The following is a 17,043-nucleotide window of genomic DNA, read 5'->3' on the forward strand; positions in this document are numbered from 1 at the left end:
TCCACCGCAAACGCGAAAAGGCGCAGCCTTTGAGCAGGCTGCGCCAATCGGGTGGAGTTGAGGGGACTCGAACCCCTGACCCCCTCGATGCGAACGAGGTGCGCTACCAGACTGCGCCACAACCCCAGTGGCCCGCCGGAGTGGGCCGGGGCCAAGAGTAGCAAACCCCTGGGAGGCCGCGCGAATCAGATCACTGCCCTGAGGCTCGCGTGTCGTACGGGCGGCCGCGCAGCGCCGCGAGGCGGGCCGCTTCGCGGCGGGCGCGGTCACGTTCGGCGAGCTGGGCGGCGACGGCCTCGCGGCGTTGGGCGGCGCGGCGGAGCTGTTCGCGGCGGACCTGGGCCTGGCGGCGGGCGATCCAGGCGGCGTACTGGGCCTCGCGCCGGCGGCGGCGTTGCTCGGCGAGGGCACGGGTGCGCAGGTGCGCCACGTAGGCGACCAGCAGCGCGCCGGTGACGGCGAAGCCGACCCAGAAGCCGCTGCTGACCAGGGCGACGCCGCCCAGCTCGGCGAGGTTGAGCAGGACGAGGGCGAGCAGGACGCGGCGGCGGCGGTAGACGGCGCGGGGGACACGGGGCGGGCGGCGGCGGCGCGCCGTCGGGGGCACGACCCGCAGGGGTGGTGGGGCGACGGGGCGGTGCACGACGCTGCGGGGCGGGTTGACGGGGCGGCGGCCGGGGACGGTCCGGCGGCGGCGGTCGCGATGCATCCCGGCACGGGTCAGCACCCGTGCGGTTGACAACGCCCGCTCCGCCACCAGCCGCTCTGTGGCGTCGTACCGGCGCACCAGTGCGGGCGCCAAGGCCAGGAGCCCAGCAGCGGCGAGGACGGCGAGGAGCACCGAGGTCGGCACCCTCACGCCTCCGTTCACGCCTCGCGCACCGGTCCCCCCGGGTGCGCGAGTCATCCAAGTCTGTGGAAGTTACAGCGTGGTAACTCCGACTCAGAACAGTACGGGTCGCGCAGCGTTACACCACGTCAACACGCAGGAGGAAGGAAAATCAGGCGGCGAGGACCTTGTGCCACCTGGCGAGGAGCCCACCTTCGGCGGAGACGTCCTCGGTGGTCATGGCGTAGCCGAGGTGGTCGCGCCAGTCGCCGTCGATGTGCAGGTACCGGTGGTGGTACGCCTCCTGGCGGAAGCCGAGCTTCTCCACGACGCGCCGGCTGGCGAGGTTGTCGGGCCGGATGTTGACCTCGATGCGGTGCAGGCCGCCGACGCTGAACGCGTGGTCGACGGCGAGGGCGAGGGCGGTCGGGGTGATGCCCTTGCCGGCGTGCCGGGAGTCGACCCAGTATCCGGCGTAGCCGGAGCAGAACGCGCGGCGCACGATGTTGCCGAGGGTGAGCTGGCCGACGAGCTGGTCCTCGTAGCAGACGGCGAACGGCATGGCGCTGCCGTTGCGGGCGGCGCGGCGCAGGTCGGCGTGCACGGCGCGGAACGCGGCGGGCGAGTTGAGGTCGTGCCAGGTGCCGTACGGTGTCGGCTCCCACTTGGACAGCCACTGCTCGTTGGCGCGGCGGACCTCGGCCCAGGCGCGCGCGTCGGCCCGCCGGTAGGGCCGCAGGGTGACCGGGCCGTCGACCAGCACCGCCGGCCATCCGGGCTGACTCATCGTCGTCTATCCAACATGATGACGTCCACTGTAGAGCCCGCGGCGGCGCTGATCACCTTCTCGCCGAGGACCATGAGCCCGTTCGCGTCGGCGAGGCCGGAGAGGGTGTACGGGCCACCGGCGAGCGGCATGACGGTGTAGCCGCCGCCGCGGCGTTCGGTGATGTACGCGGGCCGGAACTCCCGCATGCCGGAGGGCGAGCTGACGGTCTCCAGCAGGTGCGCCCGGACGCTGGGCCGGAACACGGGGTCGGCGCCGGCGAGGAGCTGGATGACGGGCCGGGCGAGGACCTCGAAGCCGATGAGGGCGGCGCCGGGGTCGCCGGGCAGGCAGACGATGGGCACGCCGTTGGCACCGGCGGCGCCGCCGATGGTGCCGTAGCCGAGCGACGAGCACGGGTACACGGACAGGTCGGAGAACACGACGGAGCGCGACAGGATGCGCCGGACCATGTCGCCGGGGCCGGTGCCGGTGCCGCCGGTGGTGATGATGAGGTCGGCGCGCAGCATCTGGTCCTCGAGCAGGCCGCGCAGGCCTTCGGGGTCGTCGTCGCAGATGCCGACGCGGTACGCGTGGGCGCCGGCCTCCGCGGCGGCGGCGGTGAGGGCGTGGGAGTTGGCGTCGACGACCTGGCCGGGCTGGCTGGCGCGGCCGACGTCGACGAGCTCGTCGCCGGTGGCGATGACCACGACGCGGGGGCTGGGGCGCACGACGACGTGGCCGATGCCGCTGGCCGCGAGGACGGAGACCAGCGGCGGGGTCACGTACGCGCCGGCCCGGGCCAGCACGGCGCCGGCGGGCAGCTCGTCGCCGGCGCGGCGCACCCCGTGGCCGCGTTTGGTGGGGTGGTACACCTCGACGGCGGCCATCCCCTGGTCGGTCATGCCGGGCGGGACGACGACGTCGGCGGAGACCGGCATGAGGGCGCCGGCCGCGACGGAGAAGCAGGTGCCGGGGGTGAGCCGGACGGGGCGCCAGCTGGAGGCGACCAGGTCGCCGACGACGCTGAGCCGGACCGGGCGGCCGGGCTGGGCGTCGCTGATGTCGTCGAAGCGGGCGGCGTAGCCGTCGATCGCGGAGTGGTCGAACGCGGGCACCGGGCCCGGTCCGACCACGTCCTCGGCGAGTACGTTGCCGTGCGCGGCGGTGATCTCGAGGTCCAGCGGGGGCAACGGGCGCAGGCCCCGGAGCACGCCGGCGAGGTAGTCGGCGAGCGGGACGCGCGCGTTCGACCCGACGCCCGCATCGCGTGCGGCGTCGTGGTGGGAGCCCGTCGCTGGAACCGCTGTCACCCGCGCAGATCCTTCTCCACGAACTGGGTCAGCCACTGGCTGAACGGCTGGCCGAGGTCGTCGCGCTTGCACGCGAGCTGGACGACGGCCTGCAGGTACCCCAGCGGCATGCCGGTGTCGTAGCGGGTGCCGCGGTAGACGATGCCGTGCACGGGGGTGCCCTCGGCCAGCAGCAGCGCCATCGCGTCGGTCAGCTGGATCTCGCCGCCGGCGCCGGGGCCGATGCGGCGGATCGCGTCGAAGAGGGTGGGTGGCAGCACATACCGCCCGATGACGGCGAGGTTGCTCGGCGCCTCCTCCGGCTTCGGCTTCTCGACCAGGCCGGTCACCCGCAGCACCTCGCCGGCGTCGCCGGTCAGGTCGGACGGCTCGACGGAGGCGATGCCGTAGCGGCTGGTCTCGTCCGGCTCGACCTCGATGAGGGCGAGGACGATGCCGCCGGTCTGCGCCTGCAGGTCGAGCATCGCCGGCAGCAGCGGCTCGGTCTCCTCGACGAACTCGTCGCCGAGCAGGCATGCGAAGGCTTCGTTGCCGACGTGGGACTCGCCGTAGGAGATGGCGTGGCCGAGCCCGAGCGGCTCGCCCTGCCGGCAGGTGTAGATCTCGGCCAGCTCGCTGGGGCGCCGGACCGCGGCGAGCCGCTCGTCGTCGCCCTTCTCGGCGAGGCGCGCCTCCAGGTCGGGGCGGCGGTCGAAGTGGTCGACCATCGAGGTCTTGCCCCTGCCGGTGACCAGCAGGATGTCTCTGATGCCGGCCGCTGCGGCCTCTTCCACGATGTACTGCAGCACTGGCCGGTCGACGACCGGCAGCAGCTCTTTCGGCACGGCTTTGGTCGCTGGGAGGAAGCGGGTGGCCAGGCCCGCCGCCGGGATCACGGCTTTGACAGCCCGCTGGCGCGACGGCGCGGGCTGGTGAGGAGTCGTGTCAGGCATGTGGCAAGGCTAGCCGCCGCGGCTCTGTCGTGGCGGTTGTGCCGCCTTTGGCGCGCCGGGCGTCACCTCCGCACTAGCCTTCACGGGCGCATCCGCGGCCTTCACCGGCCCGTCCGCGGTCTTCACGGGCGCATCCGCGGCCTTCACCGGCCCGTCCGTGGTCGTCGCCGACGCCTCCGCGGTCTTCGCGGGCGCATCCGTGGTCCTCACCGTCGCGTCCGGGGCGATCTTGTACGTGTCCCGGCCGCCGGCCTTGGCCGCGTACAGCGCGTCGTCGGCGGCCTCGAGGACCGCGGCGCCGGTCGCGCCGTGGATCGGGTAGACCGCGATGCCGATCGACACGGTCACCGGGATGCGCCGCGGCGGCTGGCCCGGTGTGGAGGAGATCACCAGCACCGGGGAGCGCCGCACGGCCGCGCCGAGCCGTTCGGCGAGGACCGCGGCGCCGGTCGCGTCGGTCTCCGGCAGCAGCACCACGAACTCCTCGCCGCCCTGCCGGAACGCGAAGTCGACCTCGCGGATCTCGGCGCGCAGCCGGCGGGCGAACTCGGCGAGGACCGCGTCGCCGGCGGCGTGCCCGTAGGTGTCGTTGACCTCCTTGAACCGGTCGAGGTCCAGGGCGAGCGCGGCGAGGCTGCGGCCGAAGCGGCTGGCCCGCTCGACCTCGCGGCGCAGCGACTCGCGCAGGTACCGGTAGTTCGACAGGCCGGTCAGCGGGTCGGTGAGCGACAGCCGCTGCGCCTCCTCGTGCACCCGGACGTTGTCGACGGCGACCGCGGCCTGCCCGGCGAACGTGCGCAGCGTGATCAGGTCGGCGTCGTCGAACTCGTCGAAGCCGTGCCGGTCGTACAGGGCGAGGACACCCCGCGCGGCGGGCGGCAGGTCGGACTGGGGTTCCAGCCCGGTGGTGGGCCCGACGCCGGGCGCGGCGATCGGCACGGCCACGTACGTGATGCAGCGCGGCTCGCCGGTCGCCAGGCTCGGCCCGTCCCGGTCGACCCGGCCGCGGCGTGGCTCGCCGGACGCGGCGACGCCGCCGAGCAGCCCGTCGCCCAGCTGCAGGCGCAGCTCGGCGACGTCGAACCCGGCGAGCCCCTCGGCGACCTGGCCGCGCAGCTCGCCGCTGGCCGGGTCGACCATGAGCACCACGCCGGACTGGGCGCCGGTCGCGGCGGTCGCCGTCTGCAGGATGACCTGGAGGATCCGGTCGAGGTCGTGGGTGCCGGCGAGGGTGTCGCCGAGCACGCCGAGCTGCCCGCGGAGCTGGTCGCGGCTGGCGGTCAGGGCCTGGACGTACCCCTGCATCTCGCGGGTCATCCGGTTGAACGTCTGGCCGAGCCGGCCGACCTCGTCCTGGCTGCGCACCGGCACGCGGGCGCTGAGGTCGCCGTCGGCGACGCGCTCGACCGCGAGCGCCAGCTCGGTCAGCGGGTGGGTGGTGGAGCGGGCAAGCCACCAGGCGACGCTGATCGCGACGACCCCGGCGCAGGCGACGACGGCGACGAGGACGGCGTAGAGGCCCTCGGTGTCGGGCTTCGGCACCGACAGCGCGAGGGTGAGCGGCTGGCCGGACTCCGGGGTGAGCCGGCGCACCAGCCGGCCGCCGCTGGTGGTGCCGGTCTCGCCGGCGGTGAGCCCGTTCGCGGCGGCGGCGATGCGGGCGCCCTCCTCCGACTCCGGCTGCCCGGACGCGAGCGAGTCGACGCGCACGCCGCTGGACTCGGCGAGCCAGCTCAGCAGGGTGGCGTCGACGGGCTCGACCGCGTAGGCCCGGCCGATGCGGCGTGAGCTGGGGTCGAGCACGTCGACGGCAGCGACGATCGCGGCGTGCGCGGTGGGGGCCGGTGCGGCGCAGTCGGCCCACGGCTTCGGCGGCAGGGTGCCGGCGGTGGTGAGGACGATGCCGTCGGCGCCGGTGACCTCGACGGCGCGGGCGAGGCCGCGCAGCACGGCCCGCTGGGCGGCGTCGGGCTGGTCGCCGCCGGCGGCGACCAGTGCGGTGGTCTCGGCGGCGAGCCGCAGGCGCTGGCAGGTGAGGGCGAGCGCGGCGTGCACGTTCTGGGTGCCGGCGTCGAGGCGCTCCGTGGCGCGCTGGTCGCTGACCGCGGCGACGGCGATGCCGACGAAGACCGCGCCGAGCAGCACGGGACCGAGCACGACCGCCAGGAAGGCCGCGGTGAGCCGCGCCCGCAGCGTCACGTCCGTCCTCCCGTAGCTGTGTTTCTGCGATGCTGTCACAGATGAGGAGGAATTGAGCCTTGCCGTCTGCGGTGTCCCCGAAATCTGAGCTGCGATCGCACATCCGGTCCGCCCGCCGCGCGCTGCCGGCCGCCACACGCGACGCTTCGGACAAGTCACTCATTTCCGCATTTTCGGCCATTGTACGGGCATCGCACGCGCGGACGGTCGCCGCGTACGTGCCGCTGGCATACGAGCCGGGCGGCGCCGGCCTGCTCGACGCCCTGGCCGCGGCGGTGCCACGGCTGCTCCTGCCGGTGCTGCTGCCCTCCCGCGACCTGGACTGGGCCGTGTACGACGGCACCCTGACCCCGGGGCCGCTCGGGCTGTCCGAGCCGCCCGGCCCCCGCCTCGGCGCCGACGCGGTCCGCGCGGTCGACCTGATGCTGGTCCCGGCCCTCGCGGTCGGGCTGGACGGCACCCGGCTCGGGCAGGGCGGCGGGTCCTACGACCGGGTCCTGCCCCGGGTCTCGGCGCCGACGGTCGCCCCGCTGCACCCCGGCGAGCTGCTGCCCGCCGTCCCGGCCGAGCCGCACGACCAGCGGGTCCGCGCGGCCGTCGTCGGTGCCACCACCGGGTATGAGACCGCCCACCTCCACTGGACGAAAGGATGTGCGATACCGCACTATTGGCACTCGATAGGGTTGAGTGCCAATGATGGAGGCTGAACGGTGCCTACCTACCAGTACGCCTGCACGGCTTGCGGCCACCAGCTCGAGGCGGTGCAGTCGTTCACCGATGACGCGCTGACCGAGTGCCCGCAGTGCCAGGGCCGCCTGCGCAAGCAGTTCTCGGCGGTGGGCGTGGTCTTCAAGGGCTCGGGCTTCTACCGCACCGACTCCCGCTCCACCACCAAGTCCAGCGGCTCCTCGACGTCGTCCGCCTCGTCGGCCTCGTCGTCGGAGTCGAAGTCGTCGGACTCCTCGACGGCCTCGAAGCCGGCCGCGGCCGCCTCGTCGGGTGCCTCGTCCGGCGCCTCGGCGGGCGCGTCCACGAAGTCGGCCTCCTCGGCCGCCTGACCAGCGAAGTCCGCCTGACAGCGCAAGCCGCCTGACAGTCAGGCCGCCTGACCGGCGAAGTCCCGACGCCGGGCGCCGCGACCACGGTCGTCGCGCCCGGCAGTCGTGCCTAGTCCCAGTGCGGCGGCCGGTCGGCGAGCAGCCGGTCGTCGTTGCTCGCGCCGCGCTCACCCCAGCCCGCGTCGGTGTCGTCGGTCGTGGTGTCCGGCAACACGACCAGCTCGTCCGCGAAGTCCTCGAAGCTCACTTCACGCTGCTCATCGGCGGATGCCCAGCCGCTCGTCCCTGCCACGCGGACGAGCGTACTCCGGCGAGTTTGCCGGAAGTTGGCCGAATGACGACAGTCGCCCTTCCGTCGACAGGTCACACTCGGCGGCATGACGCAACCCACCCCTGAGTCCTCCCCCCAGCACCGGCCCGACGCGGAGCAGCCGCCGGCCGACGAGCAGCCGACCGTGCGGCTGGTTCCGGCCGACCCGGACGCCACCCGTCCCATGTCGCTCGCGGACCTGCTCAACAGCGACTGACCGGCACCGGCCGGGCAGCGCCGGCCCACCGGGCGGGAGATGACGTCCCGTCCGGTGGGTACGCTCGTGGCGTGAGTGACGACGCCTTCTGGCAGCGGCCCGCGCAGGGAGCCTCGCAGCCACCGCCGTCGGCGCCGAGTTCGCCCGCGCCGGCGCCCTACACCGGCGCGCCGCGCAGCGCGCCGCCGCCGCGGGGCTGGCGACCGCCGACCGTGGAGCGGCCGGCGCCGCCGAGGAAGCTGCCCGCGCAGGACGTCGAGCGCATCGAGCGGGAAGAGCAGGCGGCGACGATCCTCACGAAGGGCATGGGCATCTTCGCCGGGGCGGTCATCCTGGTGCTGCTGCTGATCTTCTGCGGGCGGCTGCTCTTCTGAGACCGGCGGCCTAGAAGCCGTCCCAGACCATCTTCGCGCCGCTGTCGCCGGTCTTGAACACGTAGTAGCAGGCCGCCAGCCCGAGCACCACGGTCAGCCCGATGAGCGCGTAGTGGGCGAGCGCCGGCCCGACGGACTCGGCCGTGGCCGGGCGCACCAGGTACGCCATGACCAGCACGACCAGGGCGAGACCCAGGATGATCCAGAACAGGTTGTCGGCGAAGCCCTCGTGCGTCTCGATGCTGGCCTGCAGCTGCGGCGACTGGAAGTTGTCGCTGCCGCTGAACTCCTCGCCGGACTCCTTCGCGGCGAACACGGCCCCGGGTGTGGCGACGGCCAGCACGATCATGGTCCAGCGGACGTGCCGGCGGGCGCCCGGCCAGACGGCGTACAGGATGCCCGCGACCACCAGCAACGGCACCAGCACGACGGCTGCGTGGATGAAGAGCGGGTGAGCCGGTAGACCGAGCACACGATCGAACACGGGGCCTCCTCTGTCGGTGCGATCCTCCCCCACCGGACGTGTACACAACCCGAGGACCTGCAGTTCAATCAAGAGTCCGGAAACATTTGAACGGTTCCAGGGTGCGTGGTGTTATTGAAGGCGTGTCGGGTGAGGATCTGCTGCGCGCCCGGGGCCTGCGGGTGACGCGGCCCCGGCTGGCCGTGCTGGAGGTCCTCGAGGCGTCCCGGGGGCAGGCGGCGGGGCATCTCGACGTCGACCAGATCGCCGCCCGGGTCCGGGCCCGCCTGGAGACCGTGTCGACGCAGGCGGTGTATGACGTGCTGAGCGCGCTGTCGCGGGCCGGTCTGGCCCGCCGGATCGAGCCCGCGGGCAGCCCCGCGCGGTATGAGTCGCGCGTCGGGGACAACCATCACCACGTCGTCTGCCGCGGCTGCGGGGAGATCGCCGACGTCGACTGCACCGTGGGCGAGGCGCCGTGCCTGACCCCGTCGCAGGCGCACGGGTTCGTCCTCGACGAGGCCGAGGTCACGTTCTGGGGCCTGTGCCCGGCCTGCCAGCAGCGGCGGGCCGAGGACGTGGCGCCGGAGGGCGGCTCCGGTGACTGACGCCGGCCTGTTCGGCCCCGACTCGGTCACCTGGCGGGTGCACCGCGAGCCGATCGTCGCCGTCGGCGGCCTGCGCAGCCTGTACCTGCAGGCCCTGCTGCCCCGCGCGGTCGCCGGCGTCGAGCAGAACAGCCGGTACCGCAAGGACCCGTGGGGCCGCTTCCAGCACACCGCGACCTACGTGGCGACCGTCATCTACGGCACGACCGAGCAGGCCGAACGCGCCGGCCGGCGGGTCCGGGCGATGCACGCGCGGATGACGGCGACCGACCCGCGCACCGGCGAACGGTTCCGGATCGACGACCCGCACCTGCTGCGGTGGGTGCACGTCACCGAGGTCGAGTCGTTCCTGGCGGCCGCACTGCGGGGCGGGCTGCGGCTGAGCGGGGCGCAGATCGACGCCTACTACGCGGAGCAGACCCGGGCGGCGGCGCTGGTCGGCCTGGATCCGGCGACCGTGCCGGACTCGGCGGCCGCGGTCGCCGACTACTACGAGCGGATGCGCCCGGAGCTGGAGCTCACCGTGGACTCGGCGGCGACCGGGATCTTCCTGACGCTGCCCCCGCTGCCGTACGCGCTGGGCCTGACCCCCGTCCGGGGTGCCGCGCTCGGCCTGTCCGCCCTGGCGATCGGGCTGCTGCCGGCGTGGGCGCGCCGGCTCTACGGGTTGCCGGGCCTGCCCGCCACGGACCTGATCACCTCGGCGAACGCCCTCGTCCTCGGCCGGATGCTGAGCGCGATCCCGATCGACTGGATCTCCCCGATGCGCCGCGACGCGGTGCGCCGCCTGGCCGCCTGACCGCTCTCGCCGCGTCCCGGCGGCGTCACGGCGGGCGCTGTTGCCGCGTTGATCCGGTGGCATGCGCGCGAAACTTCCATGGATCGCCCTCGCCGCGGCGACCGTCACCGTGCCCGCGGCGCTCGGCACCGCACCCCTCGACCTTGTCCGTTATGCCGCTTACATCCTCTACGCGGTTGTGGTACCCGGGACGCTGCTCTACCGGGCGGTCCGCCCCACGCCGCGCTCCCTGCTGGAGGACCTCACCTACGGCACCGTGGTCGGGCTGCTCGCCGAGACCGTCGCCTTCGTCGCCGCGAGCCTCCTCGACGCCCGCGGGCTGCTCTGGGTCTGGCCGCTGGTCGTCGCCCCGCTCGCCCGGCGGCACCTGCGCGCTCCCGCGTACCCGCTGCGGCCGTCGACCGGCTGGTCATGGGCGGTCGCCGGGATCGCGGCGGGGTTCCTGGCGTACCTGACCGCCGCCTTCCTGGCGGTGAACCCGCCGGTGCCCACGGCCGGCCCGCACGACTACATGATCGACCAGCTGAACCTGCTCGCGGTCAGCGCCGATCTGAAGCACCACTTCCCGCTCGCCGTGCCCGAGCAGGGCGACCGGGCCCTGGGGTACCACTGGTTCGCCTACGGCCACCTCGCCGCGGGCGGCCTCGTCAGCGGCGTCGACCTGCCGGTGCTGTGGTTCCGCCTCGACCTGCCGGTGCTCGCGGTCCTCGCCGTGTGCCTGCTCGCGGTCACCGGCTGGCGGGTCGCCCGGCACCCGTGGGCGGGCCCGGTCGCGGCGGCGCTGATGTTCACCGTCGGCGAGCTCGTCCCGCAGCGGCAGGCGCCGGCGTTCTTCGGCTCGATCACCGCGTACTACAGCTGGTCGAGCCGCTCCCTGCTGTTCGGCGCGGCGCTGAGCATGCCGCTGATCGCCGCGATCGCGTCGGTGCTGCGCCGCGACGACCCGCCGGGCCGCGACCGGTGGCGCGGCTGGCTGCTGGTGCTGCTGTTCGCGGCCGGCACCACCGGCGCCAAGTCGACGATCGTGCCGCTGTTCGGCGCGGGCGTGGCCGTGCTGTGCGCCGTACACCTGCTGCGGAGAAATCCACAATGGACGCCGTGGCGGCTCGGGGCGCTGCTCGCCGCCGTCGCCGCGGCCGCGGTCACCGTCATCTACGGCTTCGAGGGCCAGGGCCTGCGCTGGGGCCCGTTCGCCATCATGCTCGACTTCGTGGGCAGCCAGCGACACGGCACCACGCCGCGGGACGTCCCGCTGATCCTGTGGGGGCTCGGCGCGTACGCCATCGCCATGGGCGCCCGGCTCGCCGGCGTCGCCGGTCTCGGGCGGCACTGGGACGACACGGAGATCTTCCTCGCCGGCACGACGGCCGCGGGAATCGCCGGCACGCTGTGCGTCTGGCACGTCTCGTGGAGCGAGCACTTCTTCATCGTCGCCGCCTGGCCGTGCGCGGCGATCCTGTCCGCCGCCGGCCTGGTCCGGCTGCCGTGGTCACCGCAGGCGCTGCGCCGCGCGCTCGCCGTGGCCGCGCTGCTCGCCGGCGCGTCGGTGCTGGTGCGGGTGCCGTCTCCGGCCAGGTGGGGGGTCCCGCTGCCGGTCTACGCCCTGGGCGCGCTGGTGCTCGCCGCGGCGCTGCTGCTCGGGCTGCGGCACGGCCGGTTCGCGGCGCTGGTCGTGGTGCTCGCCGCGGGTGCCGCCCGGCTGCCGTACGACGCCGCGACCAGCGCCAACCTCGGCGTCGCCTACCACGTCCGGGTCACGCCCGATCAGGCCGCCGGCGCCCGCTGGCTGCGCGCGCACAGCACCCCCGAGCAGTACGTGGCGACCAACGTGCACCGGGTCGGCGCCGGGCTGCAGGGCGCGCAGAGCCTGGCGTACTGGATCTCGGCCTACAGCGAGCGCCGGGTCCTGCTCGGCAGCTGGGGCTACTCGCCGGAGTCGACCGCGGCGCAGTCACGCGCGCACCGCCTCGGCCCGGCCCTCACCTACTGGGACCCGGCCCGCCTGGCCCTGAACGACGCGGCCGTGCTCGACCCGACCCCGGCGCGCCTCGACTGGCTGTGGCGGCAGCGGGTCCGCTGGATCTTCGTCGACCGCGCCCAGGGCGCGCCCACCGCCGCGCTCCCCGCGCTCGCCGACCTCGCGTGGCAGCGCGACGACATCGCCGTCTACCGGCTGCGGGCCACCGCGAACTGCACCCCGGTGAGCTGCTCGGACAGCGTCCAGAGCCGCTGAGCGTCGGCGGGGTCCTTCGCCGCGTCGACCGGCTGGACCACGGTGGGCCAGCCCCGGTGCTCGCCGATGCCGTCGGGCCCGATGAACTGCCCGCTCCGCGCGTCCGGGTCGACGGCCGCGTACAGCTGGCTGAGCGCACCCCGCGCGGCGGACTGCGCCATGACCGCGTTGCCGACGCGCATGAACGCCTTCATGATCCCGGTCGGCCCGGACGTCTGCAGGTTGGTCGCCGAGTAGCCGGGGTGCGCGAGCAGGCTGCGCACCGGCGAGCCGGCCGCCCGCAGCCGCCGGTCGAGCTCCAGCCCGAACAGCACGTTGGCGAACTTCGACTGGCTGTAATACCGCGTCGGCGAGTAGCTCCCGGCCCCGTCGAGGTCGTCATAGTGGATCTTCCCGGGCCGGTGCAGCGTCGAGCTGACCGTGACGACCCGGTCGGCGACCCGGTCGAGCAGCAGGCCGGTCAGCGCGAAATGCCCGAGATGGTTCGCGGCGAACTGCAGCTCGTGCCCCTGCGCACTCAACGTCCGCGGCGGCATCATCACCCCGGCGTTGTTGACCAGCACGTCGATGTCCACCTGGTCGCGGCGCAGGTCGCCGGCGAGCCGCCGCACCGTGTCCAGGTCGGCCAGGTCGACGGTCCTGACCTCGGCCAGCTCCGGCCGGGGCAGCTTCGCCCGCGCCGCCCGCCCCTTCTCCGCACTGCGCACCGCCATGATCACCCGCGCGCCCTTGGCCACCAGGGCCCGCGACATCTCGAACCCGAGCCCGCTGTTGGCCCCGGTGATCAGGAACGTCCGCCCACCCTGATCCGCGATCCGCTCTTCATTCCAACGCATGCTTATCAGGGTGCCATTTCTGGCACACAGTGTCAACATCGTGCTTCTGTGCCAGGCTGATCACGGCGCATAGAATGCCTGCGTGAGCCTCGCCGAACGCAAACGCCAGCTCGTCCGCGACGAGCTGACCGAGGCAGCACTGAAGCTGCTCGCGTTCCAGGGCTTCGAAGAGACCACCATCGACCAGATGGCCGCCGCCGCCGGCGTCTCCCGCCGCACGTTCTTCCGCTACTTCCAGTCCAAGGAAGACGTGATCATCGAGTTCCTCAGCGACCACGGCCGGCAGCTCAGCCAGATCCTGTCCGCCCGCCCCACCACCGAACCCCCCGCCGTCGCCCTCCAGCACACCCTGCGCGCCTTCACCGACACCTTCTGGGAGCACCCAGAGAAGTCCCAGCGCCTGGCCAAGGCCACCATGACCACCCCGGCCCTGCTGGCGCGCTACCTGGAGCGCCAGTTCAGCTGGCGGGCCATGCTCACGCCGGTGCTGGCCGCCCGGATGGGCGCGGACGCGGACACCGACCTGCGGCCGGCGGTGCTGGTGGGGGTCGCGTTCGCGGCCTTCGACACGGCGCTGATGCGGTGGGTGGAGCTGGACTCCGCCACCGACCTCAACGCGCTGCTGTCGGAGTGCTTCGCCACCGCGTTCCCGTAGTTTTCGCAGTGCGCTGTGTCCGCGTGCGGGACCGATGCCCCTTTTTTTTATGTATCTGTTCAGGCCAGGGGACTTCGTGGTTCCGCGCGGCCACACCGCCGAGCGTTCCAGCACCAGGACATACCGCACTGAGGACAATCATTGCGGTCCGCGGTGGCCTTCAAGGCCCCGCATCGATGGTCGTTCGTTCTTGAACCCACGACGGCGCGGAGCCACGAAGGCCGCAGCACTCACCAGCGAAACACACATGGCCCATCGGCTCCCGCACGCGGACCGCAACCAGCGGCCCACCCACCAGCTCAACAACCGACGGTCTCTGTTCTTGGAACTGCACGCGGAGTGGCACCACCGAACGACGACCTCGACGGCGGCCGAGCATGTGAGGACGGCGCCCGGGGACCATCACCGCGACCACGCCCCGGACCGCGACCACGCCACCCTGTCGCACGGCCGGCAGGCCGCGCGGAACCACGAAGGCCGCAGCACTCACCAGCGAATACACATGGCCCATCGGCTCCCGCACGCGCACAGCACCCAACGGCCACGCCAAACGCCAGCCCGCAAAAACCACGGGACGGTGTCAGCCCGCGGACCGCTCCACCGCCGCCCAGGGCTCCTTCGGCTCGACCCCCGCCCCGGCCGGGCACGACCGCCGGAAGTCGCACCATGCGCACTGCGGTCCGGGGGCCACCGGGAACGCCTCGTCGGGGGAGGTGCCGGCGGCGAGGGCGGCGTCGGCGGCGGTGATGTCGGCGGCGGTCGCCTCGGCGCGGCGCAGGTGGCGGGTCAGGGACTCGTCGGTGTGGTCGTGGGCGGCGACGGTGCCCGTGGGCAGGTGGTGCAGCTCGACGCGGTGGCAGGGCTTGCGGAACACGCGGGCGGCGGCGATCGCGTAGAGGGCGAGCGCGCGGGAGCCGCGGGCGTCGTCCGGGGTGAGGCCGGAGCGGCCGGTCTTGTAGTCGACGATGACGAGCTCGCCGGCGCGCTCGTCGATGCGGTCGACGCGGCCGGACAGGGCGAGGGTCTCGGTGCGGGCGGCGACGGTGCGCTCGACGCCGACGGGCTCGTCGTGCGGGTCGAGGCCGTCCACATAGGACTCGAGCCAGCCGAGGGCGCGGCGGAAGACGTCGCGCTCCTGGGTCTCGTCGCGGTAGCCCTCGCTGACCCAGGTGGCCTTCAGCAGGGTCGGCAGGGCGGCGCGGTCGCGGCGGTCGGGGTCGAGGGCATACCAGCTGCGCAGCGCGGTGTGCACGGACGCGCCGAGCGAGTTGTGCGCCCACGGCGGCCCCTTCGGCGGGGACGGGCGGTCGACATAGGCGAACCGGTACCGCCGGGGGCAGTCCTCATACGTGCCGAGCTTGCTGGGCGTGCAGGTGAACAGCCGCTGAGGCGGGGCGAAGAGACCGAGCTGCTCATTGTCCACGCCCGCATCCTGCCACCGCGGTACGACAAAACCTCAATGGGGTGAATGCAGGTACTCGGTGACGAAGGCCCCGATCGCGTCGGCGAGCAGCTGCACGGCGATGGCGGCGACGAGGAGGCCGGCGATGCGGGTGACGACCTCGATGCCGCTCGGGCGCAGGATGCGCACCAGGATGCCGGAGAAGCGCAGCACCAGGTACACGATGGCCATGACGGCGATGATGCCGACGGCGACCGCGACGTAGTCGGCGACGCCCGATGAGCGCCGGACGAAGAGCATGGTGGCGACGATCGCGCCGGGGCCGGCCAGCAGCGGGGTGCCGAGCGGCACGAGAGCGACGTTCGAGGTGACCTCCTGCCGGGGGTCGTCCGTCTTGCCGGTCAGCAGCTCCAGGGCGACGAGCAGGAGCAGCAGGCCGCCGGCGCCCTGCAGGGCGGGCAGGTCGATGTGCAGGTACGCGAGGATCTGCCGCCCGACGAGCGCGAACGCGACGATCACGCCGAAGGCGAGGGCGACCGCCTGCAGGGCGGCGCGGTTGCGGTGCTTGGCGGCCATCGATCCGGTGAGGGCCAGGAAGATCGGCACCGCGCCCGGCGGGTCGAGGATGACCAGCAGGGTCACGAATACTTCGCCGAAGAGCTTGAGATCCACTCCCGGATTGTCGTGGTGCGCCCGCATCGACCGGAAACCAGGGTCTTGACGGCATCGAACGGCGCCCCTACGTTGCCCTAAAACAGCAAACTTTCCTTACAGTCATGGAGGGTTCATGGGCAGACGCTCCGTCCTGGCCGGGTTGGCGGTGTCGCTGACGCTCGCGTCGTTGGCGGTCGTGCCAGGCACCGCGTCGGCGCACAGCGCGCCGCATCAGGACCAGTACAAGCGCGTCGGGTACTTCATCCAGTGGGGCATCTACGGCCGGCAGTACTACGTCAAGAACCTCGAGACGAGCGGCCAGGCCAAGAGCCTGACACACATCAACTACGCGTTCGGCAACGTGGACGCGACCGGCAAGTGCGTCTCCGCCGACCCGTGGGCCGACTACCAGCGGCCGGTCTCCGCCGAGGAGAGCGTCGACGGAGTCGCCGACGCGCCGGGGCAGACGCTCAACGGCAACTTCAACCAGCTGCGCAAGCTCAAGCTCAAGCACCCCGGGCTGAAGGTGCTGCTGTCGCTCGGCGGGTGGACGCTGTCGGCGAACTTCTCCGACGCGGTGCTGACCGACGCGTCGCGCAAGGCGCTCGTCAAGTCCTGCATCGACACGTTCTACTCGACCGGCGTCTTCGACGGCTTCGACCTGGACTGGGAGTGGCCGGGCTCCGAGGGCAACCCGGGCAACGTCATCCGCCCCGAGGACAAGCAGAACTTCACGCTGCTGCTCGCCGAGTTCCGCCGGCAGCTGCCGAAGAAGGCCACCCTGACCGCGTTCCTGCCGGCCAGCCCGGCGAAGATCGACGCCGGCTTCGAGGTCGACAAGATCTTCAAGTACCTCGACTTCGGCACCGTCCAGGGCTACGACTTCCACGGTACGTGGGAGCCCACCACCAACCAGCAGTCCGCGCTGTTCATCCCGCGCGGCGCGCCGACCACCCCCGACTTCAGCGGCGCCACCACGCTGAAGGCCTGGACCGACCGCGGCGCGCCGAAGAAGTCGCTGGTCCTCGGCATCCCGTACTACGGGCAGGGCTGGACCGGCGTGACCAACGCCAACGACGGCCTCTTCCAACCCGCCTCGGGCCCGGCGCCCGGCACGTGGGCCGCCGGCAACGAGGACTACAAGGTCCTCGCCACGCTCCCGCAGCAGGGGTACACGGTGCACCGTGACCTGCGCGCCGGCCACGCGTGGCTGTTCAACGGCACCACCTTCTGGACCTTCGACGACCAGATCACGGTCGCGCAGAAGTCGCTGTACGTCCGGCTGTCCGGCTACGGCGGCGCCATGGTCTGGTCGCTCGACGGTGACGACGCCAACGGCACCCTCACCAAGACGATCGCCACGGCCCTGCGGTAAAAGCTGCGCACCTGGGCCGC

At 73.1% G+C, this 17,043-nt stretch carries 19 protein-coding genes, 1 tRNA gene and 1 pseudogene; 9 read left to right on the forward strand and 12 right to left on the reverse strand.

Going from position 1 to position 17,043, the window contains the following annotated elements; translation table 11 throughout:
* Positions 1-52: 52 nt before the first annotated feature.
* The 6 genes from OP18_RS28690 to OP18_RS28715 form a co-directional block, all read right to left on the reverse strand.
* A tRNA-Ala gene (locus tag OP18_RS28690) sits at positions 53-126 on the reverse strand.
* Between the two features lie 64 nt (positions 127-190).
* Positions 191-859: a divisome protein SepX/GlpR gene (gene sepX, locus OP18_RS28695; RefSeq protein WP_313900947.1), complete on the reverse strand. Its 669-nt coding sequence runs from the start codon at positions 857-859 to the stop codon at positions 191-193.
* A 142-nt stretch (positions 860-1,001) separates the two neighbouring features.
* Complete coding sequence (locus OP18_RS28700) at positions 1,002-1,616, reverse strand: GNAT family N-acetyltransferase (RefSeq protein WP_033362199.1); 615 nt, start codon at positions 1,614-1,616, stop codon at positions 1,002-1,004.
* Positions 1,613-2,908, reverse strand: a complete 1,296-nt coding sequence (locus OP18_RS28705; RefSeq protein ID WP_052387507.1) for a molybdopterin molybdotransferase MoeA — start codon at positions 2,906-2,908, stop codon at positions 1,613-1,615. The genes OP18_RS28700 and OP18_RS28705 overlap by 4 nt, the downstream gene beginning before the upstream one ends.
* Positions 2,905-3,840, reverse strand: a complete 936-nt coding sequence (locus OP18_RS28710) for a UTP--glucose-1-phosphate uridylyltransferase (RefSeq protein ID WP_033362200.1) — start codon at positions 3,838-3,840, stop codon at positions 2,905-2,907. The genes OP18_RS28705 and OP18_RS28710 overlap by 4 nt, the downstream gene beginning before the upstream one ends.
* 9 nt (positions 3,841-3,849) lie before the next feature.
* On the reverse strand, positions 3,850-6,039 hold the full coding sequence (locus OP18_RS28715; protein WP_081971216.1) for a diguanylate cyclase: 2,190 nt from the start codon (positions 6,037-6,039) through the stop codon (positions 3,850-3,852).
* Positions 6,040-6,110: 71 nt separating this feature from the next.
* Between OP18_RS28715 and OP18_RS28720 the strand changes: the two genes are divergently transcribed.
* Together OP18_RS28720 and OP18_RS61980 are read left to right on the forward strand one after the other, a co-directional pair.
* Positions 6,111-6,746 (forward strand): 5-formyltetrahydrofolate cyclo-ligase, encoded by a 636-nt coding sequence (locus OP18_RS28720; RefSeq protein WP_211273709.1) that lies wholly within the window; start codon positions 6,111-6,113, stop codon positions 6,744-6,746.
* Positions 6,747-6,749: 3 nt separating this feature from the next.
* Positions 6,750-6,890 (forward strand): annotated as a pseudogene (locus OP18_RS61980) (FmdB family zinc ribbon protein); the annotation flags it as partial.
* Between the two features lie 14 nt (positions 6,891-6,904).
* Here OP18_RS61980 and OP18_RS60940 read toward each other — a convergent pair.
* Together OP18_RS60940 and OP18_RS28730 are read right to left on the reverse strand one after the other, a co-directional pair.
* Positions 6,905-7,123 (reverse strand): hypothetical protein, encoded by a 219-nt coding sequence (locus tag OP18_RS60940; protein ID WP_033362202.1) that lies wholly within the window; start codon positions 7,121-7,123, stop codon positions 6,905-6,907.
* 83 nt (positions 7,124-7,206) lie between these two features.
* Positions 7,207-7,389: a hypothetical protein gene (locus OP18_RS28730; RefSeq protein WP_033362203.1), complete on the reverse strand. Its 183-nt coding sequence runs from the start codon at positions 7,387-7,389 to the stop codon at positions 7,207-7,209.
* An 85-nt stretch (positions 7,390-7,474) separates the two neighbouring features.
* Here OP18_RS28730 and OP18_RS57685 point away from each other — a divergent pair, with 85 nt between their 5' ends.
* The gene (locus OP18_RS57685; RefSeq protein ID WP_156089864.1) at positions 7,475-7,624 is read left to right on the forward strand and encodes a hypothetical protein; all 150 of its coding nucleotides are present in this window, start codon (positions 7,475-7,477) and stop codon (positions 7,622-7,624) included.
* Positions 7,625-7,695: 71 nt separating this feature from the next.
* Entirely contained in the window at positions 7,696-7,998 is a 303-nt protein-coding gene (locus OP18_RS28735) for a hypothetical protein (protein WP_033362204.1), read from the forward strand.
* A 10-nt stretch (positions 7,999-8,008) separates the two neighbouring features.
* Here the strand turns inward: OP18_RS28735 and OP18_RS28740 are convergent, their stop codons facing one another.
* Positions 8,009-8,482 carry a DUF2231 domain-containing protein gene (locus OP18_RS28740; RefSeq protein ID WP_033362205.1) on the reverse strand — a complete coding sequence of 158 codons (474 nt, stop codon included), beginning with the start codon at positions 8,480-8,482 and terminating at the stop codon, positions 8,009-8,011.
* A 122-nt stretch (positions 8,483-8,604) separates the two neighbouring features.
* On the opposite strand from OP18_RS28740, the gene OP18_RS28745 reads away from it, so the two are divergent.
* The 3 genes from OP18_RS28745 to OP18_RS28755 all read left to right on the forward strand — a co-directional run bounded on the left by OP18_RS28745 (position 8,605) and on the right by OP18_RS28755 (position 12,101).
* A complete protein-coding gene (locus OP18_RS28745) occupies positions 8,605-9,069 on the forward strand; it encodes a Fur family transcriptional regulator (RefSeq protein WP_033362206.1) in 465 nt (154 codons plus the stop codon).
* Entirely contained in the window at positions 9,062-9,868 is an 807-nt protein-coding gene (locus OP18_RS28750) for an oxygenase MpaB family protein (protein WP_033362207.1), read from the forward strand. The genes OP18_RS28745 and OP18_RS28750 overlap by 8 nt, the downstream gene beginning before the upstream one ends.
* Before the next feature lie 61 nt (positions 9,869-9,929).
* A complete protein-coding gene (locus tag OP18_RS28755) occupies positions 9,930-12,101 on the forward strand; it encodes a hypothetical protein (protein ID WP_033362208.1) in 2,172 nt (723 codons plus the stop codon).
* Here OP18_RS28755 and OP18_RS28760 read toward each other — a convergent pair.
* The gene (locus OP18_RS28760) at positions 12,035-12,937 is read right to left on the reverse strand and encodes an oxidoreductase (RefSeq protein WP_033362209.1); all 903 of its coding nucleotides are present in this window, start codon (positions 12,935-12,937) and stop codon (positions 12,035-12,037) included. The two genes, OP18_RS28755 and OP18_RS28760, sit on opposite strands and share 67 nt — an antisense overlap.
* 82 nt (positions 12,938-13,019) lie before the next feature.
* Between OP18_RS28760 and OP18_RS28765 the strand changes: the two genes are divergently transcribed.
* Positions 13,020-13,592 (forward strand): TetR family transcriptional regulator, encoded by a 573-nt coding sequence (locus OP18_RS28765; protein WP_033362210.1) that lies wholly within the window; start codon positions 13,020-13,022, stop codon positions 13,590-13,592.
* 580 nt (positions 13,593-14,172) lie between these two features.
* Here OP18_RS28765 and OP18_RS28770 read toward each other — a convergent pair.
* The gene (locus OP18_RS28770; protein ID WP_033362211.1) at positions 14,173-15,015 is read right to left on the reverse strand and encodes a RecB family exonuclease; all 843 of its coding nucleotides are present in this window, start codon (positions 15,013-15,015) and stop codon (positions 14,173-14,175) included.
* Positions 15,016-15,048: 33 nt separating this feature from the next.
* Entirely contained in the window at positions 15,049-15,666 is a 618-nt protein-coding gene (locus OP18_RS28775) for a MarC family protein (RefSeq protein WP_033362212.1), read from the reverse strand.
* Positions 15,667-15,781: 115 nt separating this feature from the next.
* Between OP18_RS28775 and OP18_RS28780 the strand changes: the two genes are divergently transcribed.
* On the forward strand, positions 15,782-17,023 hold the full coding sequence (locus OP18_RS28780; RefSeq protein ID WP_033362213.1) for a glycoside hydrolase family 18 protein: 1,242 nt from the start codon (positions 15,782-15,784) through the stop codon (positions 17,021-17,023).
* The last annotated feature ends 20 nt before the right edge of the window (positions 17,024-17,043 follow it).

Origin of the sequence: Dactylosporangium aurantiacum (assembly GCF_000716715.1) — a bacterium.
Classification (GTDB): Bacteria; Actinomycetota; Actinomycetes; order Mycobacteriales; family Micromonosporaceae; genus Dactylosporangium; species Dactylosporangium aurantiacum.

Bases quoted from the DNA above. Each gene is read 5' to 3' on its own strand.
- OP18_RS28755 (WP_033362208.1), top strand. From the start codon at position 9,930: ATGCGCGCGAAACTTCCATGGATCGCCCTCGCCGCGGCGACCGTCACC.
- OP18_RS28710 (WP_033362200.1), bottom strand. From the start codon at position 3,840: ATGCCTGACACGACTCCTCACCAGCCCGCGCCGTCGCGCCAGCGGGCT.
- OP18_RS28760 (WP_033362209.1), bottom strand. From the start codon at position 12,937: ATGCGTTGGAATGAAGAGCGGATCGCGGATCAGGGTGGGCGGACGTTC.
- OP18_RS57685 (WP_156089864.1), top strand. From the start codon at position 7,475: ATGACGCAACCCACCCCTGAGTCCTCCCCCCAGCACCGGCCCGACGCG.
- OP18_RS28780 (WP_033362213.1), top strand. From the start codon at position 15,782: ATGGGCAGACGCTCCGTCCTGGCCGGGTTGGCGGTGTCGCTGACGCTC.
- OP18_RS28700 (WP_033362199.1), bottom strand. From the start codon at position 1,616: ATGAGTCAGCCCGGATGGCCGGCGGTGCTGGTCGACGGCCCGGTCACC.